The following is a 25,710-nucleotide window of genomic DNA, read 5'->3' as shown; positions in this document are numbered from 1 at the left end:
CGGGCGAAGCCGCAGGTGACGGATTGCAGGCCGGGATCCGCGGCCGGGTGACGCCTGCGGGCCCGCGCTGACAGACTTCGGGGCATGCGGACCGAACTCACCGACACCACCTCCGGCAAGGTCGACCGGGCCCTGCTCGAAGCGCGGCGCGCGATCGGCAGCCCGACCAGCGGCCTGGTGCTGACGCTCGTCATCGCCACCGACGAGGAGCACGCGTACGACGCCATCCGCGCGGCGACGGAGGCCTCGCGCGAGCACCCCTGCCGCATCATCGTGGTCATCAAGCGCACCGCCCGCGGCCCGCACAAGCTGCGCCAGACCCGGCTGGACGCCGAGCTGCGGGTCGGCTCGGACGCGGGGACCGGGGAGATCGTGGTGCTGCGCCTGCACGGGGCGCTCACCGGGCAGGCGGGCTCGGTGGTCCTCCCGCTGCTGGTGCCGGACGCCCCGGTGGTGGCCTGGTGGCCGGCCGACGCGCCCGCCGATCCGGCCCGGGACCAGCTGGGCGCGCTGGCGCAGCGCCGCATCACGGACGCCGAGGCCGCCGCGGACCCGTTGGCCGCGCTGGACGAGCGGGCCGCCGTGTACGAGCCCGGCGACACCGACCTGGCCTGGACGCGGCTGACGCCCTGGCGCTCGCTGCTGGCGGCCGCGATGGACCAGAAGCCGCTGCCGGTGACGGGCGGTGCGGTGGAGAGCGAGCCGGACAACCCGAGCGCCGAGCTGCTGGCGCGCTGGCTGGAGGACCGGCTCGGGGTGCCGGTGGAGCGGGTTGCCACGGCCGGGCCGGTGGTCACCGGGGTCCGGCTGGACACCCCGCAGGGCGCGATCCGGGTCGACCGCCCCGACGGGGCCCTGGCCGCCCTGATCCTGCCGGGCAGCCCCGACCGCACGGTCGCCCTGAAGATCCGCAGCCTGGCCGAGCTGATCGCGGAGGAGCTGCGCCGGCTGGACGCGGACGAGGTCTACGCGTCGGCGCTGCGCAGCCGCCCGGTCCAGGCGCCGGCCTCCGCCTAGCGGTCGCCGTCCCCGGCGGGGGCGGCGAAGGGCGGGCCGGGACCGCTTCCCGTGTCACCTGCCCCCCGTGCCGCCCTTGGTGGCCTTGCCCTCCCCGGCGGCCTTCTCGGCCTTCGCCGCCGCCTTCATCTCCTGCTTGTGCGCCCGCACCTTGGCCAGGGACTCGGGCCCCGTGATGTCCGCCGCCGACCGGTAGACGTTCGCCTCCCCGTAGCGGCCCGCCGCCTCGCGCCAGCCCTTCGGGCGCACGCCCAGCTGCTTGCCCAGCAGCGCCAGGAAGATCTGCGCCTTCTGCTCGCCGAAGCCGGGCAGTTCCTTCAGCCGTTCCAGCAGCTCCGCGCCGCTCCCCACGCCGCGCCAGATGCCTTCCGCGTCCCCGTCGTAGTGCTCCACCAGGTACGCGCACAGCTGCTGCACCCGCTTCGCCATCGAGCCCGGGTAGCGGTGCACGGCCGGCTTCTGCGACAGCAGCGCCGCGAAGGCCTCGGGGTCCTGGGCGGCGATGGCCTGCGCGTCCAGGTCGTCCGCGCCCATCCGCCGGGCGATCGTGTACGGACCGGAGAACGCCCACTCCATCGGCACCTGCTGGTCCAGCAGCATCCCGACGAGCGCGGCGAGGGGACTGCGGCCCAGCAGCTCGTCGGCCTCCGGCTGCTGGGCGAGGCGCATGGTGATGTCCATGCACCCAGCCTCTCGCGCGGGCGCGTTCCCCGCGCGCGAGGCGCACCGCGGCCCTAGCGTGAGAACCCGGAACCGGAACGCGAGTCACGCACGAGCACACGACACAGGAGTCGATCGACCATGGCTGAGTTCCCGGAAGGCGCGCCCTGCTGGACGGACGCGATGTTCAATGACGTGGAGGCCGCCAAGAGCTTCTACGGGGAGGTGCTGGGCTGGACCTTCGGCGAGGCCGCCGGTGCGGAGTACGGCAATTACACGCAGGCCTACTCCGACGGCAGGGCCGTGGCGGCCGTCGTCCCGCCGATGCCCGGTGCCGACGCCCCGTCGCAGTGGTGCCTGTACTTCGCCTCGAACGACGCCGCGGCCACCGCCGAGAAGATCAGATCTGCGGGCGGCGAGGTGATGATGGGCCCGATGCAGGTCGGCTCGTTCGGCACCATGGTGATCGCCAAGGAGCCGAGCGGCGCGGTCTTCGGCGTCTGGCAGGCGGGCGACCACAAGGGCTTCGAGAAGGTCGGCGAGAACGGGGCCTTCGCCTGGGCGGAGGTCTTCAGCCGCGACGTCGGCAAGGCGGACGACTTCCTCCCGCGGGTCTTCCCGTACGGAGCCCAGCAGATGGACATGGGCGACAGCCCCGAGGCGGCCGGGATGGACTACCGGATCTTCCACCTCGGCGGCGCGGACCGGCCGGTGCTGGGCCGGATGAGCATGGGCGAGGAGTTCCCGGCGGAGATCCCCTCGTACATCCAGGTCTACTTCGCGGTGCCGGACTGCGACGAGGCCGTGGCGAAGGCGAAGAAGCTGGGCGGGCAGCTCCACTTCGGGCCGATGGACAGCCCGTTCGGCCGCTTCGCCGCGCTGACGGACCAGCAGGGCGCGGCCTTCGCCGTCATCGACATGTCGACGACGGCCGGCGACATGCCGAAGATGTCGGACGTGTAGGACTCCCGCACCCCCGGCGGCCGGGCATCCGGCGGGAGGGCGGCCGCGACAGCGCCGCCGCCCTCCCCGCTGACCCCGCCGAGGACCCCGGCTCAGGCGCGCTCGACCAGCGCGGCGACGCCGTCCAGGATGCGCTGCAGCCCGTACTCGAGCGGGTCCTCGTCCGGCTGCGGGGGAGCGAAGGCGCCGGCCGCGAGGGCGGCGGTCAGGGCCGGGAAGCGGTCGCGGTGGCGGTCGAGGAGCTCGCCGGTGAGCCGCTGCCACTCGCGGTCGGCCTCCTCGTCGGCGTCGACGAGCTGCTGGGCGAGGCTGCGGATGTGACCGATGATCAGCAGGAACGTGTCGTGCTGCCGGGCCGCGGGCAGGCCGGTCCGGGCCAGCACGGCCAGCGCGGTGTCGAGCCAGGCCAGCTGGCCCGGGCCCATGTGCCGGCGGCGCATGGCGGTGGCGGTCAGGATCCACGGGTGACTGCGGTAGAGCGCCCAGCACCGCCGGGCCCACTCGGCCAGCGGCTCGCGCCAGCCGCCGCCGGGCAGGTCGGCCACGGCCGGCGGAGTGCCGCCGGCGGCGTCCACCATCAGGTCGACGAGGTCGGTCTTGCTCGGGACGTAGCGGTACAGCGCAGTGCTTCGTCCGCATCGGCGGCATCGAGCAGTGGGTCTCGATCCGCGGCGAGGACACCGCCAATCCGGTGATGCTCGAGCTGCACGGGGGCCCCGGCGCCTCCCACGCGGCGTACGGCCCGCGCACCCGCGCCTGGGAGGAGCACTTCACGGTCGTCCGCTGGGACATGCGCGGCACCGGCAAGACCCTCGGGCGCTCCGACGCCGCCGCCCAGGGCGAGATCTCGCTCGACCGGCTGTACGAGGACGCCCTCGAAGCCACCCGGTACGTCCTCGCCCGCCTCGGAGCCGAGCGGGTGGTCCTGGCGGCGCACTCCTTCGGCAGCGTCATCGGCCTGAGGCTGGGCCCGCCGGCGCCCCGACCTGTATGCGGCCTACGTCGGCACCGACCGGAACATCCACGCCGCCGGCCGCGACGACAGTGCCCGCACCGGACTCCTGGCCTCCTGGCCCACGTCCTCCCGAGCCTCGCGCGCACCGGTGCGGCGGGCTGATCCCCGGGCGGCTGCGGATCAGGGGGCCGCGGGGGTGGTCGGGTAGTCGCCGAGGGCCGCGGTGAGGAGGGCGTGGGCGTGGTTCGCCTCGGGGGTGAGGACGGCTTCGATCTCGTCGTCGGTGCGGCCGGCCAGGGTGAGTTCCTGGATGCGGCGGAACAGCAGCCGGTCGGATGCGGCGATCAGGGCGGCCGCGGCCCGGGGGGCGATGGCCGGGGCGGTGTCCGGGGTGACGGACGCCAGGGCCGCGGCGAGCGCCTCCTCGCGCTGGTCGTGCAGCTCGCGCAGCCGGGCGCTGAGGGTGGGGCTGTCCGCGACCATGCGGGCGAACTCGGGCCCGGTGAACCCCGCGACCGGGCTGTGCCCGACGAGCGTGGCGTGGAACGCCCGCCCGAGCGCGGCGAGCGGCCCCTCCCCGGGGGCACGGTCCGCGACGGCCGCGGCGAGGCTCTGGGTGAACGCCTCGTGGTGGTCGAGGGCCAGGTCCTCCTTCCGCGGGAAGTAGTTCGTGACCGTCTTCTTGGCGACGCGCGCCGCGGCGGCGATCTCGGCGATGGTCGTCTGCTCGAAGCCCTGCTCGATGAAGAGCCGCGTGGCGCAGTCGGAGATCAACTGCCTGGTCTCCTGCTTCTTGGACTCGCGGAGTCCCAGCTCGGTGCTCATGGGCGAAATCTTACCCCCGTAGCAAAATTCTCCTTGACCGCCTGAGTCGCCTCAACATAAAGTTATGCCCGTAGCAAGATTCCGGCATGGAGCGCCAACAGGAAGGGACGCCTATGCGCCCGCTCGACACCCACACCCACACCACTGCCGCCCCCCAGGGGAAGGCGCCGTACGCCGCCACTCCCGGCCGGCGCCCGCTCCGGGAACTGCCGCCGCGCATCGCTGCGCCGGCCGCCGCCCGTGCGAACGGCAGCCGTCCCCGCTTTCAGGCGCCGCGGCGGACGTACTGAGCCGCCGAGCCGCCCGCCCGCCACACGCCCGTCCGCACCGCATCCGCCGCCAGGAGCCGCCGCCGTGAACGTCACCACCTCGACCATCGCCCTGACCGTCGCCGACGTGGACGCCTCCACCGCCTTCTTCCGCACCCACCTCGGTTACGAGGTCACCGCGGCCGCGGACGGCTTCGCGAGCCTGAGCCGCGGCGCCGACGACGCGGCTGCCGACGTGGTCCTCCTGCGCCGCGGCACCGAGGCCCTCCCGCCCGAGCAGCGCGACCGGCAGGCGGGGGGCGTGATCCTCGCGCTCACCGTCAGCGGGCTCGAAGCCGAGGAGCGGCGCCTGCGCGAGGCCGGCGCCCCCCTCACGATGCCGCTGCGCGAAGAGCCCTGGGGCGAGCGCCTGTTCCAGCTGACCGACCCGAACGGCATCGTCGTCCAGCTCGTGGAGTGGACCACTCCCGCCAAGCCGGAGACCGAGCCGGAGCCCGAACCCGCCGAACCCGCCGAGGAGCCCGCCCTGCACGTGATCACCCCCGCCCCCGAGCACGTCACCGAGAGCCCCAACGCCCGCATGACCGGCCTGGCCGCCCCCAGCCGCGGCAGCACGGAGCTCAGCACCTGGACCGTCTCCATGGATGCGGGCCGGACCGGACCCGAGCACTCCGTCAACCGCGAGCAGGTCTGGACGGTGACCGCCGGCGCCCTCGAGGTCACCTCCGGCGGCCGCACCGAGAAGGTCCCGGCGGGCTCCACCGTCGTCCTCCCGCCGGACGTCCTGCGCCGCATCCACGCCCCGGAACCGGCCGCGGCCCACGTCGCCATGCGCGCGGACGGCGTCGCGAGGGTCCCGGACACGGAAGGCACCCGCCCCCTCCCCTGGGCCCGGTGACCGCAGGAACCGGAGGAACGCCGAAGGGCCGGACCGCTTGCGCGGTCCGGCCCTTCGAGCTGGCGGAGGATACGAGATTCGAACTCGTGAGGGGTTGCCCCCAACACGCTTTCCAAGCGTGCGCCCTAGGCCTCTAGGCGAATCCTCCGCGACGAACAATACAAGACGATGAGGGGTGCTAGCGAACTCGATACCGGGGCGCTCCATCCGCTAGGGTGTGGGTAGCCCCTCACGTGGCGCTATCTCACCCAACTCCCCCAGGGCCGGAAGGCAGCAAGGGTAAGTGGGCTCTGGCGGGTGCGTGAGGGGCGCTTTGCGTTCCGGGGCCGGGCGGGCCGAAGCGGGGCGGCAGGGTGCGGGGGACGTGGGCCGCCTTTGTCGGTGGGCCCGGATAACCTCGTAGACGTGTCGTCCCTTGCGCTGTACCGCCGCTATCGCCCCGAGTCGTTCGCCGAGGTCATCGGGCAGGAGCATGTCACTGTCCCGCTGATGCAGGCCCTGCGGAACAACCGGGTCAATCACGCGTACCTGTTCAGCGGCCCGCGCGGCTGCGGGAAGACGACCAGCGCGCGCATCCTGGCCCGCTGCCTCAACTGTGAGCAGGGTCCCACTCCCGACCCCTGCGGCACGTGCCAGTCCTGCCGGGACCTCGCGAGGAACGGCCCGGGCTCGATCGACGTGATCGAGATCGACGCCGCCTCGCACGGTGGCGTCGACGATGCGCGTGACCTCCGCGAGAAGGCCTTCTTCGGGCCTGCGAGCAGCCGGTACAAGATCTACATCATCGACGAGGCGCACATGGTCACCTCGGCGGGCTTCAACGCCCTGCTGAAGGTGGTCGAGGAGCCCCCGGAGCACCTCAAGTTCATCTTCGCGACCACCGAGCCCGAGAAGGTCATCGGGACCATCCGGTCCAGGACGCACCACTACCCCTTCCGGCTCGTACCGCCCGGCACGCTGCGCGACTACCTCGGCGAGGTCTGCGGCCGCGAGGGCGCCAAGGTCGAGGACGGCGTGCTGCCGCTCGTGGTGCGGGCCGGCGCCGGGTCCGTGCGTGACTCCATGTCCGTGATGGACCAGCTGCTCGCCGGCGCCGGGGACGAGGGCGTGACGTACGCCATGGCCACTTCGCTGCTCGGGTACACCGACGGGTCGCTGCTCGACTCCGTCGTGGACGCGTTCGCCGCCGGGGACGGGGCCGCCGCGTTCGAGGTGGTCGACCGGGTGGTCGAGGGGGGCAACGACCCGCGCCGCTTCGTCGCCGACCTGCTGGAGCGCCTGCGCGACCTGGTGATCCTGGCCGCCGTGCCGGACGCCGCGGAGAAGGGGCTCATCGACGCCCCGGCCGATGTGGTCGAGCGGATGCAGGCCCAGGCCTCCGTGTTCGGCGCCGCCGAGCTGAGCCGCGCCGCCGACCTGGTCAACGCCGGGCTCACCGAGATGCGGGGCGCCACCTCCCCGCGGCTGCAGCTGGAGCTGATCTGCGCCCGGGTGCTGCTGCCCGCCGCCTTCGACGACGAGCGGTCCTTCCAGGCCCGGCTCGACCGGCTGGAGCGGAGCGGACCGGTCTCCGTCGTCCCGGCTGCCGTCCCCGCCGCCGCCCAGGCCGCCGCCCCGCCCGCCATGGGGTACGTGCCCGGGCCCGAGGCGCATGCCATGGCGCCCGCGGCCCCGGCTCCGGCGCCCGCTCCGGCCCCGGCGCCCGCTCCGGCCGCCGCGCCTGCGGCGGCGCCCCCGGCTCCGCCCGCCGCCGCCCAGCCTCCGGCTCCCGCTCCCGCGCCCGGGGCCTGGCCCGGGGCTGCGCAGCCCGGGTCCGGGGTGCGGGGCGCCTGGCCCAGCGCGGCCACGCCCGGGCAGGGCGCGCCCGCCCCGGCCGCTGCCCCCGCGCCCGCCGCCCAGGCGCCCGCGCCCGCCGCGCCGGCCGCCGCCGCGCCCGCCGCCGCGCCCTCCCCCGGCATGGCCGCCGGTGCCGGGCAGGTGCAGGCGATGTGGCCGGGCATCCTCGAGGCCGTCAAGAACCGCCGCCGGTTCACCTGGATCCTGCTCAGCCAGAACGCCCAGGTCACCGGCTTCGACGGAACCACCCTGCAGCTCGGCTTCCCCAACGCCGGAGCCCGCGACAACTTCGCGAGCAGCGGCAGCGAGGACGTGCTCAAGGCCGTCCTGGCCGAGCAGTTCCAGGTCAACTGGAAGATCGACGCCGTCGTGGGCGGCGGGGGAGCGCCGGCGGCTCCGCAGGGCTCCTACGGGGCGCCCTCGTCGCCCGCCGCGTCGTACGGAGCACCCGCCGCCCCGGCTGCGGCCGCGCCGGCCCACACCCCGCCCCCGGCCGCGCCGGCCCCCGCCCCGGTGCAGCAGCCGCCGGCGGGCGGCCCCCAGCAGTCGTACCGGCCGCCGCAGGCCGCCGCCGCGCCGCAGCCGCCCGTACCGCAGGCACCCCCGCCGGTGGCGCCCGAGGACGACGTACCGGAGGCGGACGATCCCGACCTCGTCGAGAGCGCGCTGACCGGACACGACCTCATCGTGCGCGAGCTCGGAGCCACCGTCATAGAGGAATACACGAACGAATAGAGGGCCGCTTTTGGGTGGCCGCACGAAGGGCCGGCCGGCCGGCGGGCTAGGCTGCATGGCGTGAAGGTCCTCGTCATCGGCGGCGGCGCCCGCGAACACGCCCTGTGCCGCTCCCTGTCCCTCGACCCCGACGTCAACGCGCTGTACTGCGCTCCCGGCAACGCCGGCATCGCCGAGGTGGCGGAGCTGCGCCCGGTCGACGCCCTCGACGGCGCGGCCGTGGCCGCCCTCGCCACCGACCTCGGCGCCGACCTGGTCGTCGTCGGCCCCGAGGCGCCCCTGGTCGCCGGCGTCGCCGACGCCGTGCGCGCCGCCGGTATCCCCGTCTTCGGCCCGTCGGCCGAGGCCGCGCAGCTGGAGGGCTCCAAGGCGTTCGCCAAGGACGTCATGGCGGCGGCCGGCGTCCCGACCGCCCGCAGCTACGTGTGCACCACGCCGGAGGAGGTGGACGAGGCCCTCGACGCCTTCGGCGCCCCCTACGTGGTCAAGGACGACGGCCTCGCGGCCGGCAAGGGCGTCGTCGTCACCGAGGACCTGGAGGCCGCCCGCGCCCATGCGCTGGCCTGCGACCGGGTCGTCATCGAGGAGTACCTCGACGGTCCCGAGGTGTCGCTCTTCGCCATCACCGACGGCGTCACCGTCCTCCCGCTCCAGCCCGCGCAGGACTTCAAGCGCGCGCTCGACGGCGACGAGGGCCCCAACACCGGCGGCATGGGCGCCTACTCGCCGCTGCCCTGGGCCGACCCGAAGCTGGTCGACGAGGTGCTGGAGACGGTGCTCCAGCCGACCGTGGACGAGCTGCGCCGCCGCGGCACCCCGTTCTCCGGCCTGCTGTACGCCGGTCTCGCGATCACCTCGCGCGGCGTGCGCGTCATCGAGTTCAACGCCCGCTTCGGCGACCCCGAGACGCAGGTCGTCCTGGCCCGGCTGCGCACCCCGCTCGCAGGGGTGCTGCTGCGCGCCGCCAACGGCACCCTGGACGCCCAGCCGCCGCTCGTGTGGCGCGAGGACGCGGCCGTCACGGTGGTCATCGCCTCCCACAACTACCCGGGCACCCCGCGGACCGGCGACCCGATCGAGGGCCTGGACGAGGTCGCGGCCGAGGACGGGCCCGACGCGTACGTGCTGCACGCCGGGACCCGGCGCGAGGGCGACGCGGTCGTCAGCGCGGGCGGGCGCGTGCTGTCGGTGACGGCGACCGGTTCCGACCTGGCGGAAGCCAGGACGAAGGCGTATAAGGCCGTCGACCGGATCCGGCTGGAGGGGTCGCAGCACCGGACGGACATCGCGGCGAAGGCGGCCGAGGCGGCCGCCGGGCGCTGAGCGGCAGGGGACCCGACGCGGATCCGGGGCGGATCCGACGCGGATTCCGGGCGGGCCCGGTGCGCACCCGCGTGCGCACCGGGCCCGCCCGCATGTGCGGGGGCCGGTGCGGCCCGATGAGCGGGGGGCCGGGCCGGGGGAGCGCGCGTGCGTGCGTGTGCGAGTGCATCCGGCCGCGTTCGAACGCAGCCAGCTTTACCCAAAGCCATTCCATCGGGTGATCGTCGGGTGGTCCGGCTGACTGCCGGGCGCTCCCCAACTAGGGTGCGGCGCAAGCATTCCGGCACTTGGCCCACCGGCATTGCGATGTCAGTGGCGGGTGTCACAGTGGGGGAGTGAGCAAAACCGCCGCAGGGCAGAGGGGGTGAGGTCCGGCCGTGTCCGGAACCGGTTCGTATCTGGAAGGGGGCGTGCCGTCCGCGCGCTCCCGGGCCCTGGCCGTGCTGCGGGTGCGCAGCAGGGCACTGGCCGTCGGACTGCTGCCCGCCGCGCTCGCGGTGGTCCTGGTGAGCGCCCGCATGACGGGGCGGCTCGCCGGGGATCCCTGGCCGCTGGTGACCGCCGTCGTGTGCGTCGTGGCCGCGGTGGTGCTCCTCGTCGGCGGGGTCTTCGCCGCGGTGGTGGTGCGGGCGGGGCCCGCGCTGACCCCGACGGTTCCCCTGCCCGAGGCGGAGGCGCCGGACCTGTACCGCCTGGTGCGCGATCTGGCGGACCGGATGGAGGTGCCGGCGCCGTCGGCGATAGCCCTCACCCCGGACTGCGACAGCTGGCTGGAGGACCGCACGCATGCGGCGCACCGGCGTCCCGCCCGTGCCATAGCCGTCGGCCCCGAGGCCGCGCCCGGGGCGGCTCCCGTGCTGGTGATCGGGTCCCCGTTCCTGTGGTGGATGAGGGTGGCCGAGCTGCGGGCCGTGCTCGCGCCGGTCGTCGCCGGTACGGGGCCCTCGGCGCACCCCGACATAGCCGATGCCCGGGGCTTCGTCCGCGGGCTGGACGCCGCCGCGGACGTGGGCAGCCGGCCCGGCCTCGGCTGGATCGGCGGGGCGGCGCGGCTGCTGCTGCGGCTGTGCCGGGTGGACGCCGCCGAGATGGAGCGGGGGGTCGCCGCGGCCGCCTCGGAGCGGGCGCAGCGCGTGGACTACGGGGTGCGGATCGTCGCCCAGGAGCAGGTCGGCCTCGCGTACGCGGGCTGGGACCGGCTGCTGACCCGGGTCGCCCTGCCCGCCTGGCGGATGGGCCGGTGGCCCTCCCACCTCGACGCCGGGGTCGTCTCGGCGCTGACCGAGCTGTCCCGGCGCGACCGGCTGGCCGACGGGTTCGCCTCGCGGCTCGGCGAGCGGCCCGCGTGCGACCTGCTGGAGCGGCCGGGGGAGGTCGACCGGGCGGCCTCGCTGCTCGCGGCGCGGCTCTTCCACGGCGGGCCGGCCGAAGCGGGGCCGGACTGGGCCCCGGTGGACTGGGCGGCCTATCCCGAAGAGGTCGTGGACCGTACGTGGCGGGCGGAGGCGGCCCGGCTGCACGGGGCGCTGGACGCCCTCGCCGTGCCGCCGGGGGCCGGGCCCACGCTGGACAGGGTGATGGACTACCTCGCGGGCGGTGACGGGGGCGCCGGGGAGGCGCTGGCCGGACGGCTGAGCGGGGACCTGGCCCGGGAGGAACGTTCCCGTTCCCGCAGCGGTGCGGGCGCCGGCGCGGGCGGCCGCGGCGGGTGCGGGGCGCGCGGGGTGGATGCCCTGCCGCTGTTCCCGCTGCAGCCGCCGCGCAGCGGCCGGGACCTGCTGGCCGACCACGTGACGGCGATGGTGTGCTGCGCGGCCGTGGACTGCGTCGGAGCCGGTCCGGGCCTGGACTGGCTCGACGGCCCCGTCCTGCTGGTCGGCGGCGAGCGGCGCTCCGATCTGGCGCCGCGGGTGCTGAGCCTGGTGGAGGACGGGGACCCCGGTCCGCTGCGGGACTGGCTGACGGAGCTCGGCGTCCGCCCCGAGAAGCCGATCCGGCTGGTCTGAGGTTGCCCCCCAGCGCGCTCTCCCCCGCTTCCCTTCCCACCCGTGGCCCGGCGCCTTGCCCTTTCGCTGCTCCCGTTCCCCCTCCCGCTGCCCCTCCCCCTCCCGCTGGTCCTCTCCTGCCGCTGCGGCGCGCGCCCGTCCGCTGCCGCGCGCTTCCGCCCGCGGGCGGCTGTCGGAGGCCGGTTGTGGCGAACGGTGACGGAATGAGTGCGTTATGTGATGTGCTGGGATCGGCCGCGGCCGATGCCGCGCCGTGGACGAGACCGTTCGGGGGAGCGAGGGAGGGGCGCGGAAATGGGTGCGGACCGGATTCGGCGATGGGAGTCAGGGGCACTCGCCCATGCGGTGAACGATCCCTTCGGCCAGGGGCCGCTGCCGTGGTTCCGCGGCAGCGAGGTGTACTTCGACGACACCGGGCACGTCGTGCCCTGGTACGTGGACCCGGCCCTGGCCCCCGGACGGCCGCCGCGCGGCTCCGGCGGAGGCCCGCGGACCGCGGACGACGTGCACCGGCAGATCAAGGGGTTCACCTCCACGGGGGCGGTGGCCCCCGGGGAGGCGATCGACTTCCACATCACCGTGGATCCGCCCCAGCAGTTCTCCGTGGACGTCTACCGGATCGGCCACTACGGGGGCGACGGCGCCGCGAAGGTCACCACCAGTCCGCGGCTGTCCGGGATCGTCCAGCCCGCTCCGCTGACCGCCGACCGGACCGTGTCCTGCCACCACTGGTGGCTGTCCTGGCGGCTGCAGGTGCCGACGTACTGGAACCCGGGCGCGTACGTGGCCGTGCTGACGACGGCGGACGGGTACCGCTCGCACATCCCCTTCACCGTGCGCGACGACCGCCCGGCCGACCTCCTGCTGCTGCTGCCCGACATCACCTGGCAGGCCTACAACCTGTACCCGGAGGACGGCCGGACCGGCGCGAGCCTCTACCACGCCTGGGACGAGGACGGCCGGCTGCTGGGGGAGCAGGACGCCGCGGTGACCGTCTCCTTCGACCGGCCCTACGCGGGGGCCGGGCTGCCGCTGCACGTGGGGCACGCCTACGACTTCATCCGGTGGGCGGAGCGGTACGGCTACGACCTCTCCTATGCGGACACGCGCGACCTGCACGCCGGCCGCGTCGATCCCGCCCGCTACCGGGGGCTGGTCTTCCCCGGTCACGACGAGTACTGGTCGGCCGCGATGCGCCGGACCGTGGAGCGGGCCCGGGACCGCGGCACCTCCCTGGTCTTCCTCTCCGCCAACACCATGTACTGGCAGGTCGAGCTGGCCCCCTCGGCATCCGGGGTGCAGGACCGGCTGCTGACCTGCCGAAAACGCCGCGGCCCCGGCCGGCCCAGCCTGTGGCGCGAGGTCGACCGGCCGGAGCAGCTGCTGCTCGGCATCCAGTACGCGGGACGGGTCCCCGAGCCCGCGCCCCTGATCGTGCGCAATGCCGACCACTGGCTCTGGGAGTCGACCGGCGCCGCCGAGAACGACGAACTGCCCGGGCTCGTCGCGGGCGAGGCCGACCGGTACTTCCCGCGCACCCAGCTGCCCGAGCACCTGGAGCGGATCCTGCTCGCCCACTCCCCGTACCGGGACGGCGAGGGCGCCAAGCGGCACCAGGAGACGTCCCTGTACCGGGCGCCCAGCGGGGCCCTGGTCTTCGCGTCCGGCACCTTCGCCTGGTCCCCGGCCCTGGACCGCCCGGGGCACGTCGACGAGCGGATCCAGCGGGCCACCGCGAACCTCCTCGACCGGATCTGCAAGAGGGACTGAGCAGCCCCGTCGCACGCGCCGGGTGGGGCGTACGGGACAATGGGGCTGCGCTCGTACAGAACCACAGGGAGACCCCGTGTCCGGATTCGTCGAAAAGCCCGAGCCGGTTCAGGTTCCCGGCCTCGTCCACCTCCACACCGGGAAGGTGCGCGACCTCTACCGCGACGGGGACGGCAACCTCGTCATGGTCGCCAGCGACCGGATGTCCGCCTTCGACTGGGTACTGCCCACCGAGATCCCGGACAAGGGCCGCGTCCTGACGCAGCTCTCGCTGTGGTGGTTCGACCAGCTCGCGGACCTCGTACCGAACCACGTGATCGGGACGGAGCTGCCCGAGGGCGCCCCCGCCGACTGGGCCGGCCGCACCCTCGTCTGCAAGAACCTGCAGATGGTGCCCGTCGAGTGCGTGGCCCGCGGCTACCTGACCGGCTCCGGGCTCGCCGAGTACGAGCAGACCCGGACGGTGTGCGGACTCGCCCTGCCCGAGGGGCTCGTGGACGGCTCCGAGCTGCCCGCCCCGATCTTCACCCCGGCCGCCAAGGCCGAGGTCGGCGAGCACGACGAGAACGTCTCCTACGAGGAGGTCGCGCGGACCACCGGCGCCGAGACCGCGGCGCTGCTGCGCCAGACCACCCTGGCCGTCTACGGGCGGGCCCGGGACATCGCGCGCGAGCGGGGCATCATCCTCGCCGACACCAAGTTCGAGTTCGGTTTCGACACGGACGGCACGCTGGTCGCCGCCGACGAGGTGCTGACCCCGGACTCCTCCCGCTTCTGGCCGGCCGACCAGTGGGAGCCGGGCCGTACGCAGCCCTCCTTCGACAAGCAGTTCGTCCGCAACTGGCTGTCCTCCCCGGAGTCCGGCTGGGACCGGAAGGGCGAACTGCCGCCGCCGGCGCTGCCGCAGGAGGTCGTCGAGCAGACCAGCGCCAAGTACATCGAGGCGTACGAGCGGCTCACCGGGCAGGAGTGGTCGTAAGGAACGGCGTGGGGACATGAGGAAGCCCCCGGTCGAGGACCGGGGGCTTCTTCGCGGAGCGGACAACGAGACTCGAACTCGCGACATCCACCTTGGCAAGGTGGTGCTCTACCAACTGAGCTATGTCCGCATGCGCCGTAGCGCGGGAACCACTATACCCAACCTCGCTCCCGTGCGAGACGCACTGCGGTGTGCCGGTTCTCCGCGCCCAGCTTCGAGGCCGCCGACGACAGGTAGTTGCGTACGGTGCCCTGGGAGAGGTGGGCCCGCTCGGCGATCTCCGCGATCGGCGCGCCGTCCCCGGCGAGCTCCAGCACCTCGGCCTCGCGCGCGGTCAGCGGCGAGTCCCCGGCGCTGATCGCGTCGGCGGCCAACTCCGGGTCCACGTACCGGCCTCCCGCGTGGACCGTGCGGATCAGTTCCGCCAGCCGCTGCGCCGAGACGGTTTTCGGCGCGAACGCGCGCACGCCCGCCGCCAGGGCCCGCTTGAGGTGGCCGGGCCGGCCGTGACTGGTGACGATCATGGTTTTGCAGTCGGGGAGTTCGGCCTTGAGTGATGTGGCCACACTCACACCGTCCGCCCCCGGCATCTGGAGGTCCAGAACCGCGATGTCGGGCCGGTGGGCCCGGGCCATCGCGAGCGCCTCCGGCCCCGAAGCGGCCTCGGCGACGACCAGGAGGTCGTCCTCCAGGGCCAGCAGGGCGGCGAGCGCGCCGCGGATCAGGTGCTCGTCGTCGGCGAGCAGTACGCGTACGGGGCTCACACCCGTGCCTCCGGTTCTTGCAGGTGCCGTTCGGGGATCCGGGCCCGTAGCCGGAACCGGCCGCCGCCCGCCGGGCCGGCCTCCAGGGTGCCGTCGAGCACGGCGAGCCGCTCCCGCAGCCCGGCGAGGCCGGATCCCGGCGGCCCGGCCGGGGCCTCGGGGGCGCCGTCGTTCTCCACCACCAGCGTGAGCGCGCCCGCCTCCGGGGCGGTGAGCCGGATCAGGCAGGAGCGGGCGTCGCCGTGCCGCAGGACGTTCGTGGTCGCCTCCCGCACCACCCAGCCCAGCGCCGACTGGACCTCGGGACGCAGGCTGCGGCCGGAGTCGACCTCCACCCGGCAGTCCATCCCCGCCGCGGCCAGCACGCCGCGCGCGCCCTCGAGCTCCGCGGCGAGGTCGGCCTCCCGGTAGCCGCGGACGACGTCGCGGACCTCGCGCTGCGACTCCCGGGCGATCCTCTGGACCTCGACCATCTGGTCGACGGCCTCGGGCCGTTCGCGCCGGGCCAGCTGGACGGCGAGCTCGCTCTTGAGCGCGATCACCGCGAGGTTGCGGCCCATCACGTCGTGCAGGTCGCGCCCGAAGCGCAGCCGCTCCTCGGCCACCGCGAGCCGGGCCTGGGCGTCCCGGGCGTGGTCCAGTTCGTACACGGTCCGCAGCAGCCAGGAGGAGAAGCCGCAGGCCAGGGTGAGCAGCAGGCTGGTGAGGAAGACGCCGAGCGCGTAGCCGGCCGCTTCCCCGGCGGAGCGGCCGGCGGCCAGCGCCGCGCAGGCGGCGAGGGCTGTGGCCGCGGGCGGGATGCAGAGCATGTGCCGCACCCTGGGCAGGGCCAGGGTCAGGGAACCCGAGGCGAAGGCGACCAGGTTGACGACCAGGGCGGGGGTGGCCCCCTCCTGGGTGATCGCCCCGGCGGCGCGCAGCGCCAGCAGCCCGACGATCTCGGCGGCGGTGAGCGCGCCGAGGGCGGTGGCCAGCCGCACGGGGCGCTCGCGCCGGCCGAGGGCCCAGTCCAGCGCCCTGGAGGACAGCAGTCCGCACAGCGCGATGTGCACGACGCAGGGCACGACGAGCATGGTGGAGGCGGTCGAGGGGATCTCGGGCCCGAGTCCGGTCAGTATGCCCAGTGTCTGGAAGGCCATCATCAAGTGGAACGACCAGCGGGTGTACAGCTCGACCTTCGCGGCGCTGCTGCGGCCCTGCCACCACCCGGTCAGCTTGGACACGCTTCCCATCCCCGATTCCCCCTCGCCCTCGGCGGGCGTCGTTCCCCATGACCCAAGCCTGGCGGCTCCCCGGCCGCAGCACGCGTGCCGCGGTCATCGGTCCTGATGACATTTGTCAGGGCCGGGCGGTTGCGCCGTGCTTTCGCGCATACGACAAAGGCCCTGATCGATGATCAGGGCCTTTGTCCTCTGAGCGGACGACGAGACTCGAACTCGCGACATCCACCTTGGCAAGGTGGTGCTCTACCAACTGAGCTACGTCCGCATGCCCGCTTCGGCGGTACCGCCGGGCGATGCGTGCATCACTCTACCCGATCCACCGGAGTGGTCGGTAAAGCGTTGCAGAGCGGGTGACAGGGATCGCACACTGCGCCTTCCCCCTGGAAGGGGGATGTTCTGCTACTGAACTACACCCGCACGACCTTCGAGGCTCTGACCTGCGGTCTCGCCCCTCGGCGTGATCCACACACTAGCGGATCGGAGGGGGTGGATGCCAAATCCGCCCGCAGGTCCGCGCCGGCCCGCCCCCGGGGCCCGCCCCGGGACCGTCGGCCGTGGACTCAGTGGGCCTCGTTGTACGCCTCGTAGACCCGCTTCGGGATCCTGCCCCGCGGCGGCACGTCGAAGTCGTGGGAGCGGGCCCAGGCCCGGACGACCGCCGGGTCCGGGGCCAGGGAGGTGTGCTTGAAGGCCTTCCCGGAGCGGGCCTTGCGGCGGCCGGCGGCCACGTACGGGGCGAGCGTCTTCCGCAGTTTCTTTGCGTTGGCCAGATTCAGGTCGATCTCGTACGACTTACCGTCGAGCCCGAACGCGACCGTTTCCGCCGCTTCTCCGCCGTCGATGTCGTCGGAGATCGTGACCACTACGCGCTGCGCCACGGATATCGGTCCCTTCGTGCGACGTCGTCCCGCGTTGACGTGCGGCGATGTCGCTGATGTGGATGTTTCGGAGCAATGCATCTTTCCGTCCCCGTTGCGGAACGGCAAATACCGCCGCCTCGGGGATTCCTTTGTACCTCGATTCCCATTGCATTGCGAAGCCCAGTTAATTCTCTCCGCGTGTCCCGCCGCAATGCCGGGTGCGCGGTTTTCCGGCGGATTTTGCGAAGCGTTGGTGAAGCCGAAACGGGGGCCGGACGGCGGCCCGGGGAAATCTACCCGCGTAGAAATTTGGGGCGGGTACGCTGAAGGAACCGCCTTCGCACCAACCACCCATCGGGAGTGCCAGTGGCACGCGTCGTAGTCGACGTCATGCTCAAGCCGGAGATCCTCGACCCCCAGGGCCAGGCGGTGCAGCGTGCACTGCCGCGCCTGGGCTTCGAGGGCATCGCCGACGTCCGCCAGGGGAAGCGCTTCGAGCTGGAAGTGGAGGGTCCGGTCGACCAGGCCGCCCTCGACCGCATCCACAAGATGGCCGAAACGTTCCTCGCCAACACCGTCATCGAAGACTTCGTCGTCAAGGTGGAGTCGTGACCGCTCGCATCGGTGTCGTCACGTTCCCCGGAACGCTCGACGACCGTGACTCGCTGCGCGCCGTCCGCCTCGCGGGCGCGGAGCCGGTCTCGCTGTGGCACCGCGACAAGGACCTGCACCAGGTCGACGCGGTCGTCCTCGCGGGCGGCTTCTCCTACGGCGACTACCTGCGCGCCGGTGCCATCTCCCGGTTCTCGCCGGTGATGGAGACCGTCATCGAGCAGGCCAAGGCCGGCATGCCGGTCCTGGGCATCTGCAACGGCTTCCAGGTCCTCACCGAGGCCCACCTGCTGCCGGGCGCGATGCTCCGCAACAACCACCTGCACTTCATCTGCCGCGACCAGAAGCTCCGCGTCGAGAACGCCGGGACCTCCTGGACCGGCGACTACGAGCAGGGCCAGGAGATCTCCGTCCCGCTCAAGAACATGGACGGCCGCTACGTCGCCGACCAGCGCACCCTGGACGAACTGGAGGGCGAGGGCCGCGTGGCCTTCCGCTACCTGGACTTCAACCCCAACGGGTCGCTGAACGACATCGCCGGCATCACCAACGCCGCGGGCAACGTCGTGGGCCTCATGCCGCACCCCGAGCACGCGGTGGAGCCGCTGGTCGGTACCGGCCGTACCGACGGCCTCGGATTCTTCACCTCGATCCTGAAGAAGCTGGTCTCCGCATGACTCTGGACACCGTCAAGCACGCCGCCGAGACCCCGGACTCGGCGCAGCCCTGGAAGGAACTCGGCCTCAAGGAGGACGAGTACCAGCGCATCCGCGAGATCCTCGGACGCCGGCCCACGGGCGCCGAGCTCGCCATGTACTCCGTCATGTGGTCCGAGCACTGCTCGTACAAGAGCAGCAAGGTCCACCTGAAGCAGTTCGGCGAGAAGGCCCCCCAGAACGACGCCATGCTCGTCGGCATCGGCGAGAACGCCGGCGTCGTCGACGTCGGCCAGGGTTACGCGGTCACCTTCAAGGTCGAGTCGCACAACCACCCCTCGTACATCGAGCCCTACCAGGGTGCGGCCACCGGCGTCGGCGGCATCGTCCGCGACATCCTCGCCATGGGTGCCCGCCCCGTCGCCGTCGTGGACCCGCTGCGCTTCGGCGCGGCCGACCACCCCGACACCAAGCGCGTCCTGCCGGGCGTCGTCGCGGGCATCGGCGGCTACGGCAACTGCCTGGGCCTGCCCAACATCGGCGGCGAGGTCGTCTTCGACGCCTGCTACCAGGGCAACCCGCTGGTCAACGCCGGCTGCATCGGCGTGATGAAGCACGAGGACATCCACCTCGCCAAGGCCTCCGGCCCCGGCAACAAGGTCATCCTCTACGGCGCCCGCACCGGCGGCGACGGCATCGGCGGCGTCTCGGTCCTCGCGTCCGAGACCTTCGACGACACCAAGCCCACCAAGCGCCCCGCCGTCCAGGTCGGCGACCCCTTCCAGGAGAAGCTCCTCATCGAGTGCACCCTGGAGATCTTCAAGGAGAAGCTGGTCGCGGGCATCCAGGACCTCGGCGGCGCCGGCCTGTCCTGCGCCACCTCCGAGCTGGCCTCCGCCGGCTCCGGCGGCATGCGCGTCGAGCTCGACACCGTCCCGCTGCGCGACGCGACGCTCTCGCCCGAGGAGATCCTCATGAGCGAGTCGCAGGAGCGCATGTGCGCGATCGTCGAGCCGCAGCACGTCGACCGCTTCATGGAGATCTGCGAGAAGTGGGACGTCATCGCCACCGTCATCGGTGAGGTGACCGACGGCGAGCGCCTGGAGATCTTCTGGCACGGCGAGCAGATCGTGGACGTGCCCCCGGGCACCGTCGCCCACGAGGGCCCGGTCTACCACCGCCCGTACGCCCGCCCCGAGTGGCAGGACGCCCTCCAGGCCGACGACGCGAACAAGCTGCCCCGCCCGCAGACCTCCGAGGAGCTGCGCGCGCAGGTCCTGGCGCTGGTCTCGTCCCCGAACCAGGCCTCGAAGTCGTGGGTCACCGACCAGTACGACCGCTTCGTGCAGGGCAACACCGTCCTCGCGCAGCCCGAGGACGCGGGCATGGTCCGCATCGACGAGGAGTCCAACCTCGGCGTCGCCATGGCCACCGACGGCAACGGCCGCTACGCCAAGCTCGACCCGTACACGGGCGCGCAGCTGGCCCTGGCCGAGGCGTACCGCAACGTCGCCGCGACCGGCGCCAAGCCCCTCGCGATCTCCGACTGCCTCAACTTCGGCTCGCCGGAGGACCCGGGCGTCATGTGGCAGTTCGCCGAGGCCACCCGCGGTCTCGCCGACGGCTGCCTGGAGCTGGGCACCCCGGTCACCGGCGGCAACGTCTCGCTGTACAACCAGACCGGCGACACCGCGATCCACCCGACCCCGGTCGTGGCGGTCCTCGGTGTGATCGACGACGTCAACCGCCGTACGCCGATGGCGTTCGCGGAGGCCGGCCAGCTGCTGTACCTGCTCGGCGACACCGCCGAGGAGTTCGGCGGCTCGGCCTGGTCGCAGGTCGTCCACGACCACCTCGGCGGCCTGCCGCCCAAGGTGGACCTGGGCCGCGAGAAGCTGCTCGCGGAGATCCTGATCTCCGCCTCCCGCGACGGCATGATCGACGCCGCGCACGACCTGTCCGACGGCGGCGTGGTCCAGGCGCTCACCGAGTCCTGTCTGCGCGGCGGCAACGGTGCACGGATCGTGGTGCCGGAGGGCCTGGACGCGTTCACCTTCCTGTTCTCCGAGTCGGCGGGCCGGGCCATCGTGGCCGTCCCGCGCAGCGAGGAGCTCCGCTTCACCGACATGTGCGGTGCGCGCGGTCTGCCCGCCACCCGCATCGGCGTGGTGGACGGTGACGAGATCGAGGTCCAGGGCGAGTTCACGATTCCGCTGGCCGAGCTCCGCGAGGCCCACGAGGCGACGATCCCGGCCCTGCTGGCCTGATCGGTTCGTTCCCGTTCGAGCGGTACGGGGCCCCGTCCACGCCGTGGGCGGGGCCCCGGCCGTTCGCCGCGCGCCCTCGCCGGCCGAAGCGGTCGTTGCGGTTCCGTAGCGCGCCGCCCCTCGGGCCGTGACCTGCCCGTTCGCATACTGACCCCGTGTCCGACCACGTCAAGTACCTTCCCCCAGCCGCGATACCCCTCGGCGGCGTTGCGAGCTGGGATCCCGTCGCTGCCGAGCGCTACCGCCGGGCGGGCGTTCCCCCGGTGTTCGCCCCCGCCGCCGGCGGCTGGGCGCTGGCCGCGCTGGTCTGCGCGGCGGCCGTCCTGCTCGGGTGGAACGATCCGGCAGTGGAGGAGGTCGGCACCTCCTGGTACGGCTACCTCCCGGCGGTCCTGCTGCTCGGCCTGCCCCTGTGGTTCCGGCTGATCCCGGTCGCGACCGCTCTCGCCGCACCGGTGCTCGCCGGGTACGCCGCGTTCGGGTTCGCCGGGCGCGCGGCCGACGACACCGCCGGCCGGGCCGGCAACGGGCTGGTCATCGCCGTGTGCGCGTACGCCTTCACCGGGGTTCTGGTGCGGCTGCGCTCCCGCAGGCGCCGGCGGGACCTCGTGCTCGCCGCCGCCGGCAAGGCCCGCCACCCGCTGCCCGGGAAGCTCCCGGACGGCCACCGCCGCCGCGGCCTGCCGCTGATCGCGACCGGCGGCGTGCTCAGCCTCGGCGCGGCGGCCCTCCTCGCCTGGGGACTGGCCCGGGACCTCGGCGCGGGGCCGGGCATCCCGTACGACGCCGCGGGCCAGCAGGTCCTCGCCATGCTGCTGCTCGTCCCCGGCGTTCCGCTGCTCGGCCGGGGCGTGGCCGCCCACCTCGCCGCCCGCCGCCTGCGGAAGGCCCCGCAGCCGGCCCTCGTCGTCGGCGTCCGTGCCGACCTGGACTTCCGCCTCTGGCTGTACCCCGATGCCCGCACCTCCTCCGCGCTGCCGCTCATCGCCTGCCGCGACCGGTTCGCGAACACGTGCGAGGGGGAGCGGACCCTGCTCGGCGGCACCGAGGAGCAGCTGCGCAGGGACCACCACGACATCGACCACCACAGCGAGCCCTTCGAGGCGATCATGTACGGGACGCCGTACGAGGGCGCGGAGGTGGTCCTCGAGGGAGCGGTCTTCGGCGGGAACACCCGGATCACCACCTGGGTGGCGGCCGCTCCCCTGCTGGCCGGCCGCCGGGGCGGCCGGTACGCCGGAAGCCCCGCCGGGACCTCGTACCGCCTTCGGCGCCGCACGGAGGCGGAGGAGGAGAAGGCCCGCCGGGCCGAGCGGTCCTCGTCCGACGGCGGCGGCTCCGGCTGCGGGTCGTCATCGAGCTGCGGCAGCGACAGCAGTTGCGGGAGCAGTTGCGGCAGCAGCTGCGGAGGCGGCTGCGGCGGCGGCGACTGATCGGGCAGACTCGCCGCATGGCATCCAGGACCCGCACCCGTAGCTACGACGCCGCGAAGATCCGCGCGGCCGTCACCGCGCAGTTCGGCCACATCTGCGACGCCGTCCGGGAACTGACCCCCGACCAGCTCGGACGCGGCACCGGGCTCGGCGCCTGGACGGTGGCCGACCTGGCCGCGCACATCGCGTGGATCGCCGACTCCCTCGCCGCCGGGCTGGCCCGCCCGCCGGCGGCCGTGCCCGAGCTGGCGGCCGTGGAGTGGCCCTTCGCCACCGCCTCCCTCGCCGGGAAGATCGCGGAGGCGGCCAAGGAGACCCTGGAGGGCGCGCCCCTGCCCGAGCTGTTCGAACAGGCCGGCGCCCGCATGGAGAAGGCGCTGGCCGCCAACCCGGGCCACCGGGTCCTGGACCTGTGGGTCGGGGACATGACCCTGGCCGACTTCCTCGTCACCCGGGCGGTGGAGCTGGTGGTCCACACGGACGACCTCAACCGGGCCGCCGGGACGGACATCCCGATCGAGCGGCAGGCCCTGGCCGCCGGCACCCGTCTCCTCGCCGACGCCCTGGCGCTCAAGGCGCCGGGCGGCTCGGTGGAGCTGCGCATCCCGCCCTTCGCCGTGGTCCAGTGCATCGAGGGTCCCCGCCACACGCGCGGCACCCCGCCCAACGTGGTGGAGACCGACCCGCTGACCTGGATCCGGCTGGCCACCGGCCGTACGGACTGGGCCTCGGCGGTGGCGGACGCGCAGGTCAGGGCCAGTGGCGAGCGGGCCGACCTGGCGGCGCTCCTGCCGGTGATGAGCTGACGCACCCGCACGGGTGAGCCCGCGGGAACCGCCGCGCCCCGCCGTCCGTCCCAGAGGCATGCCAACCCTCCGGCACCTCCCCGCAGCCCTGGCCGCCGTCCTGGCCCTCTCCGCCGCCACCACCGCCTGCGCCGAGGGCTCCGGTCCCGCCGGCACCCTTCCGGGCCCCGCCGTCGAGGGCTCCTGGGCCGTCCGCAGCCTGACCGCAAACGGCAGGACCCTGACCGCACCGCCGGCCGCCCGCCTGGCCGTCGAGCCCGGCACGGACCCGCGCCGGGCGCAGGCCTCCGGGAACTACGGCTGCAACGGCTTCCGCGCGGCCGTGGCGTACGGGACGGGCCCGGAGCGGTCGGCCATCACCGTGACCCCGGGCGACACCACGGCGATGGCCTGCGAGGGCCTGCCGTTCGAGACCGCCTTCGCCAAGCTCTTCCGCGGCCGCCTGGAGGTCCGCCGCCCCTCCGCCGACCACCTCGTGCTGAAGGCCGCCGACGGCAGCACCCTCGACCTCGTCGCGCAGCCGCCGACGCCGGACGCCCCCCTGACCGCCACCGCATGGACGGTCAGCGGGCTGGCCGGCGGCGGCACCGTCGCCCCGGTCCCGGCCGGGACCGAGGGCAAGGCCGTGTTCACCCTGGGCTCCGACTCCACCGCGAGCGGCACCCTCGGCTGCAACCGGTTCAGCGCCCCGGTGACCGTCGAAGGCCCCTCGCTCACCTTCGGGCCGCTGGTGACGACCCGGATGGCCTGCACCGGACCGGCGGGCGACCTGGAGCGCACGCTGACCGAGCTGTTCGGCAGCGGCCCGCTCACCTGGCGGATCCAGGCCCGGACCCTCACCCTGAGCGCGGCCGACGGGCACGGCCTGACCGCCGAGGCGGCCTCCGCCGCCGAATGACGGCCCGCCCGCCCCCGGGGCCGGGGGTCAGGAGGGGTACGGCAGCAGGCCGGCGTCCACCGCCTCCCAGGCCCGGCGCAGCTCGGCCAGCCGGGCCGGCTCCAGTGCGGCCCGGTCGGCCTGCTCGCGGGTGTCGGCGGCCAGGTCGAACAGCTGGTCCCGGCCCGCCTTCCCGCGGTAGTACTTCCAGTTCCCGCGCCGCAGGGCCCGCTCCCCGCGCACCCGCCAGAACAGGTCCCGCTCGGCCGGCTGCTCGCCGCGCAGCAGGTACCCGGCCAGGCTGACCCCGTCCAGCGGGTACGCCGGGTGCGGCCGGGCCCCGGCCAGCTCCAGCAGCGTCGCCGTCCAGTCCGGGGTGAACACCGGGAGCCGGCTGACCTGCCCGCCGTCGATCCGGGCCGGCCAGCGCACGATGTTCGGCACCCGGATGCCGCCCTCCTGCAGGGAGGCCTTGTTCCCCGACAGCGGCCAGTTGTACGAGAACCGCTCGCCGCCGTTGTCGCTGGAGAAGAACACCAGCGTGTCCTGCTCCCGGCCGGAGCGGCGCAGGGCGTCCAGCACCGCGCCGACCGAGCGGTCGAGGTCCTCGACCATCTGCCGGTACTTCTCGACGGAGCCGCCGTCCTGGTGCCACAGGGCCCGCGCGTCACCGGCCTTGATCCGGCGCTCGACCTCGGCGCTCGCCGCGGTGTCGCCGTCGGCGATCCACGGCCAGTGCGGGGTGGTGAAGTTGAGGTTCAGCAGCCACGGCCTGCCGCCGTGGTCGCGGGCGACGTACTCGGAGGCCCGCTCGGTCAGGATCCGGGTGTAGTAGCGCAGGTCCTTGTAGGCGGCGTCGCCCTCGTAGAGGTCGTACTCGCCGCCCAGGCCCAGCTTGGAGTAGTACTCCAGGGCCCCGCCGAAGTTGCCGAAGAACTCGTCCCAGCCGGACCGGGTCGGGCTGTAGTCCGGCAGGTAGCCGCAGTGCCACTTGCCGATCAGCGCGGTGGCGTAGCCGGAGTCGCGCAGCAGCGAGGCCAGCGTCGGGTGCGTGGGCTCCAGCCCGGCGGACCGGTCGGCGATCGGCTCGGCGAGCCCGCCCTTGGTGCGGCCCGGGTAGCGGCCGGTGTACAGGCTGAACCGGGTCGGCGAGCAGGTCGCCGAGCCGGAGTAGGCGTCCGTGAACCGGACGCCCTGGCGGGCGAGGCGGTCCAGGTTCGGCGTCCTGATGTGCGGCGAGCCGTACGAGGACAGGTCCGCCCAGCCGAGGTCGTCGCCCAGGATGAACAGGATGTTGGGCCGCCGGGACTGGCGGCCGCGGGCGGCGCGGAACTCCCGCTCGGCGGGAGCCGCTCCCGGGTCGGCGGGCGCCGGCTGCGGGGCCGCCTGGGCCGGGCCCGCGGCGGCTGCCGCGCCGACGGCCGCGGCGGCGGCGCCCGCGCCGACGGCACCGCCGAAGGCGCGCCGGGACAGCCGGGACAGCCGGGGCTGCGCTTGCTGGGCTTGCTGGGCTTCGTACGAGGTCACGGGTACTCCAGGGCACGGCCCGCCGGCCCGCCACGGGGGACGCCGGCCGGCCGGCGGGCGGCGCGGGACGGCGCGCGGCACGGCAAGCCAGCGGCGGCCCGGGCGGGCAGCAGCAGGAAAGGAAGAAGGGGAAGAACCGGCAGAAGGGCAAAGAACCGGCGAAGAGCAGGAAAAAATCCCCGAAAGGAAAGCGGGGAACGCGTGGGACTACGCGGGGCAGCGACAGATGGCGCTCGCGACACGGACCAGGTCCACGTGCCGGCGCTCGACGAGGGTGACGGCTCGGTCACCGATGGGCTGCATGGGGCGGAAGCCTGTCCGGCGTGCCCGCAGGCTGTCAACCTGCGCATTCCGGATATCGAGACGGTCACCCTCCGCAGGTGTTACCCGACTGTCCGCACTGTGACTTTTCCCGGCAGTCCCCAATTCGGACCAGTGGTCGATCTCGC

General features: G+C 73.9%; 23 protein-coding genes, 4 tRNA genes and 1 other RNA gene. 16 read left to right on the top strand and 12 right to left on the bottom strand.

What is annotated here, in order from left to right; all coding sequences use genetic code 11:
- The first annotated feature begins 84 nt into the window (after positions 1-84).
- Positions 85-1,017 (top strand): glucose-6-phosphate dehydrogenase assembly protein OpcA, encoded by a 933-nt coding sequence (gene opcA / locus AB0953_RS00400; protein ID WP_366857116.1) that lies wholly within the window; start codon positions 85-87, stop codon positions 1,015-1,017.
- Positions 1,018-1,071: 54 nt separating this feature from the next.
- On the opposite strand, the gene AB0953_RS00395 is transcribed toward opcA, so the two are convergent.
- Complete coding sequence (locus AB0953_RS00395; RefSeq protein ID WP_366857115.1) at positions 1,072-1,698, bottom strand: HhH-GPD-type base excision DNA repair protein; 627 nt, start codon at positions 1,696-1,698, stop codon at positions 1,072-1,074.
- A gap of 120 nt (positions 1,699-1,818) precedes the next feature.
- On the opposite strand from AB0953_RS00395, the gene AB0953_RS00390 reads away from it, so the two are divergent.
- Positions 1,819-2,640 carry a VOC family protein gene (locus tag AB0953_RS00390; protein WP_366857114.1) on the top strand — a complete coding sequence of 274 codons (822 nt, stop codon included), beginning with the start codon at positions 1,819-1,821 and terminating at the stop codon, positions 2,638-2,640.
- Positions 2,641-2,732: 92 nt separating this feature from the next.
- On the opposite strand, the gene AB0953_RS00385 is transcribed toward AB0953_RS00390, so the two are convergent.
- Positions 2,733-3,218, bottom strand: coding sequence for a TetR/AcrR family transcriptional regulator C-terminal domain-containing protein (locus AB0953_RS00385; protein ID WP_366857113.1), 486 nt, complete (start codon positions 3,216-3,218; stop codon positions 2,733-2,735).
- A 116-nt stretch (positions 3,219-3,334) separates the two neighbouring features.
- Between AB0953_RS00385 and AB0953_RS00380 the strand changes: the two genes are divergently transcribed.
- A complete protein-coding gene (locus AB0953_RS00380; protein ID WP_366857112.1) occupies positions 3,335-3,757 on the top strand; it encodes an alpha/beta fold hydrolase in 423 nt (140 codons plus the stop codon).
- Between the two features lie 18 nt (positions 3,758-3,775).
- Here the strand turns inward: AB0953_RS00380 and AB0953_RS00375 are convergent, their stop codons facing one another.
- The gene (locus tag AB0953_RS00375; protein WP_366857111.1) at positions 3,776-4,420 is read right to left on the bottom strand and encodes a TetR/AcrR family transcriptional regulator; all 645 of its coding nucleotides are present in this window, start codon (positions 4,418-4,420) and stop codon (positions 3,776-3,778) included.
- A 354-nt stretch (positions 4,421-4,774) separates the two neighbouring features.
- On the opposite strand from AB0953_RS00375, the gene AB0953_RS00370 reads away from it, so the two are divergent.
- Positions 4,775-5,587, top strand: a complete 813-nt coding sequence (locus AB0953_RS00370; protein WP_366857110.1) for a VOC family protein — start codon at positions 4,775-4,777, stop codon at positions 5,585-5,587.
- Between the two features lie 60 nt (positions 5,588-5,647).
- Here AB0953_RS00370 and AB0953_RS00365 read toward each other — a convergent pair.
- Positions 5,648-5,735 (bottom strand) — tRNA-Ser (locus AB0953_RS00365).
- A gap of 72 nt (positions 5,736-5,807) precedes the next feature.
- Here AB0953_RS00365 and ffs point away from each other — a divergent pair.
- The 6 genes from ffs to AB0953_RS00335 all read left to right on the top strand — a co-directional run bounded on the left by ffs (position 5,808) and on the right by AB0953_RS00335 (position 14,236).
- Positions 5,808-5,906: signal recognition particle sRNA small type (gene ffs / locus AB0953_RS00360), an RNA gene on the top strand.
- 86 nt (positions 5,907-5,992) lie between these two features.
- A complete protein-coding gene (locus AB0953_RS00355) occupies positions 5,993-8,158 on the top strand; it encodes a DNA polymerase III subunit gamma and tau (protein ID WP_366857109.1) in 2,166 nt (721 codons plus the stop codon).
- Between the two features lie 60 nt (positions 8,159-8,218).
- Positions 8,219-9,481, top strand: coding sequence for a phosphoribosylamine--glycine ligase (gene purD / locus AB0953_RS00350; RefSeq protein ID WP_366857108.1), 1,263 nt, complete (start codon positions 8,219-8,221; stop codon positions 9,479-9,481).
- Between the two features lie 377 nt (positions 9,482-9,858).
- Complete coding sequence (locus AB0953_RS00345; RefSeq protein ID WP_366857107.1) at positions 9,859-11,487, top strand: hypothetical protein; 1,629 nt, start codon at positions 9,859-9,861, stop codon at positions 11,485-11,487.
- Positions 11,488-11,781: 294 nt separating this feature from the next.
- Entirely contained in the window at positions 11,782-13,257 is a 1,476-nt protein-coding gene (locus AB0953_RS00340) for a N,N-dimethylformamidase beta subunit family domain-containing protein (RefSeq protein WP_366857105.1), read from the top strand.
- A gap of 76 nt (positions 13,258-13,333) precedes the next feature.
- On the top strand, positions 13,334-14,236 hold the full coding sequence (locus AB0953_RS00335) for a phosphoribosylaminoimidazolesuccinocarboxamide synthase (RefSeq protein ID WP_366857104.1): 903 nt from the start codon (positions 13,334-13,336) through the stop codon (positions 14,234-14,236).
- Between the two features lie 57 nt (positions 14,237-14,293).
- Here the strand turns inward: AB0953_RS00335 and AB0953_RS00330 are convergent.
- The 6 genes from AB0953_RS00330 to AB0953_RS00305 form a co-directional block, all read right to left on the bottom strand.
- A tRNA-Gly gene (locus tag AB0953_RS00330) sits at positions 14,294-14,366 on the bottom strand.
- Between the two features lie 22 nt (positions 14,367-14,388).
- The gene (locus AB0953_RS00325; RefSeq protein WP_366857103.1) at positions 14,389-15,000 is read right to left on the bottom strand and encodes a response regulator transcription factor; all 612 of its coding nucleotides are present in this window, start codon (positions 14,998-15,000) and stop codon (positions 14,389-14,391) included.
- The gene (locus tag AB0953_RS00320; RefSeq protein ID WP_366857102.1) at positions 14,997-16,232 is read right to left on the bottom strand and encodes a histidine kinase; all 1,236 of its coding nucleotides are present in this window, start codon (positions 16,230-16,232) and stop codon (positions 14,997-14,999) included. The genes AB0953_RS00325 and AB0953_RS00320 overlap by 4 nt, the downstream gene beginning before the upstream one ends.
- A gap of 183 nt (positions 16,233-16,415) precedes the next feature.
- Positions 16,416-16,488 (bottom strand) — tRNA-Gly (locus AB0953_RS00315).
- Between the two features lie 80 nt (positions 16,489-16,568).
- Positions 16,569-16,640, bottom strand: a tRNA-Gly gene (locus tag AB0953_RS00310).
- A 143-nt stretch (positions 16,641-16,783) separates the two neighbouring features.
- Complete coding sequence (locus tag AB0953_RS00305) at positions 16,784-17,101, bottom strand: Lsr2 family protein (protein ID WP_366857101.1); 318 nt, start codon at positions 17,099-17,101, stop codon at positions 16,784-16,786.
- Positions 17,102-17,449: 348 nt separating this feature from the next.
- On the opposite strand from AB0953_RS00305, the gene purS reads away from it, so the two are divergent.
- The 6 genes from purS (at position 17,450) to AB0953_RS00275 (ending at position 23,755) form a co-directional block, all read left to right on the top strand.
- Entirely contained in the window at positions 17,450-17,695 is a 246-nt protein-coding gene (gene purS, locus AB0953_RS00300) for a phosphoribosylformylglycinamidine synthase subunit PurS (protein ID WP_179174904.1), read from the top strand.
- On the top strand, positions 17,692-18,372 hold the full coding sequence (purQ, locus tag AB0953_RS00295; protein ID WP_366857100.1) for a phosphoribosylformylglycinamidine synthase subunit PurQ: 681 nt from the start codon (positions 17,692-17,694) through the stop codon (positions 18,370-18,372). The genes purS and purQ overlap by 4 nt, the downstream gene beginning before the upstream one ends.
- Positions 18,369-20,618 carry a phosphoribosylformylglycinamidine synthase subunit PurL gene (purL, locus tag AB0953_RS00290; protein ID WP_366857099.1) on the top strand — a complete coding sequence of 750 codons (2,250 nt, stop codon included), beginning with the start codon at positions 18,369-18,371 and terminating at the stop codon, positions 20,616-20,618. The genes purQ and purL overlap by 4 nt, the downstream gene beginning before the upstream one ends.
- A 155-nt stretch (positions 20,619-20,773) precedes the next feature.
- Positions 20,774-22,051, top strand: a complete 1,278-nt coding sequence (locus AB0953_RS00285) for a hypothetical protein (RefSeq protein WP_366857098.1) — start codon at positions 20,774-20,776, stop codon at positions 22,049-22,051.
- Between the two features lie 17 nt (positions 22,052-22,068).
- The gene (locus tag AB0953_RS00280) at positions 22,069-22,857 is read left to right on the top strand and encodes a sterol carrier family protein (RefSeq protein WP_366857097.1); all 789 of its coding nucleotides are present in this window, start codon (positions 22,069-22,071) and stop codon (positions 22,855-22,857) included.
- Positions 22,858-22,915: 58 nt separating this feature from the next.
- Positions 22,916-23,755 carry an META domain-containing protein gene (locus AB0953_RS00275; protein WP_366857096.1) on the top strand — a complete coding sequence of 280 codons (840 nt, stop codon included), beginning with the start codon at positions 22,916-22,918 and terminating at the stop codon, positions 23,753-23,755.
- Between the two features lie 27 nt (positions 23,756-23,782).
- Here the strand turns inward: AB0953_RS00275 and AB0953_RS00270 are convergent, their stop codons facing one another.
- Positions 23,783-25,261 carry a sulfatase-like hydrolase/transferase gene (locus AB0953_RS00270; protein WP_366857095.1) on the bottom strand — a complete coding sequence of 493 codons (1,479 nt, stop codon included), beginning with the start codon at positions 25,259-25,261 and terminating at the stop codon, positions 23,783-23,785.
- 207 nt (positions 25,262-25,468) lie between these two features.
- Positions 25,469-25,564 (bottom strand): putative leader peptide, encoded by a 96-nt coding sequence (locus AB0953_RS00265; RefSeq protein ID WP_366857094.1) that lies wholly within the window; start codon positions 25,562-25,564, stop codon positions 25,469-25,471.
- Positions 25,565-25,710 lie beyond the last annotated feature (146 nt).

It is taken from the genome of Streptomyces sp. NPDC046866 (assembly GCF_040704625.1).
In the GTDB taxonomy this organism is placed as follows: Bacteria; Actinomycetota; Actinomycetes; order Streptomycetales; family Streptomycetaceae; genus Streptomyces.
Note: the sequence above shows the minus strand (reverse complement) of the source record. Positions and strands in the feature narration are given on the sequence as shown.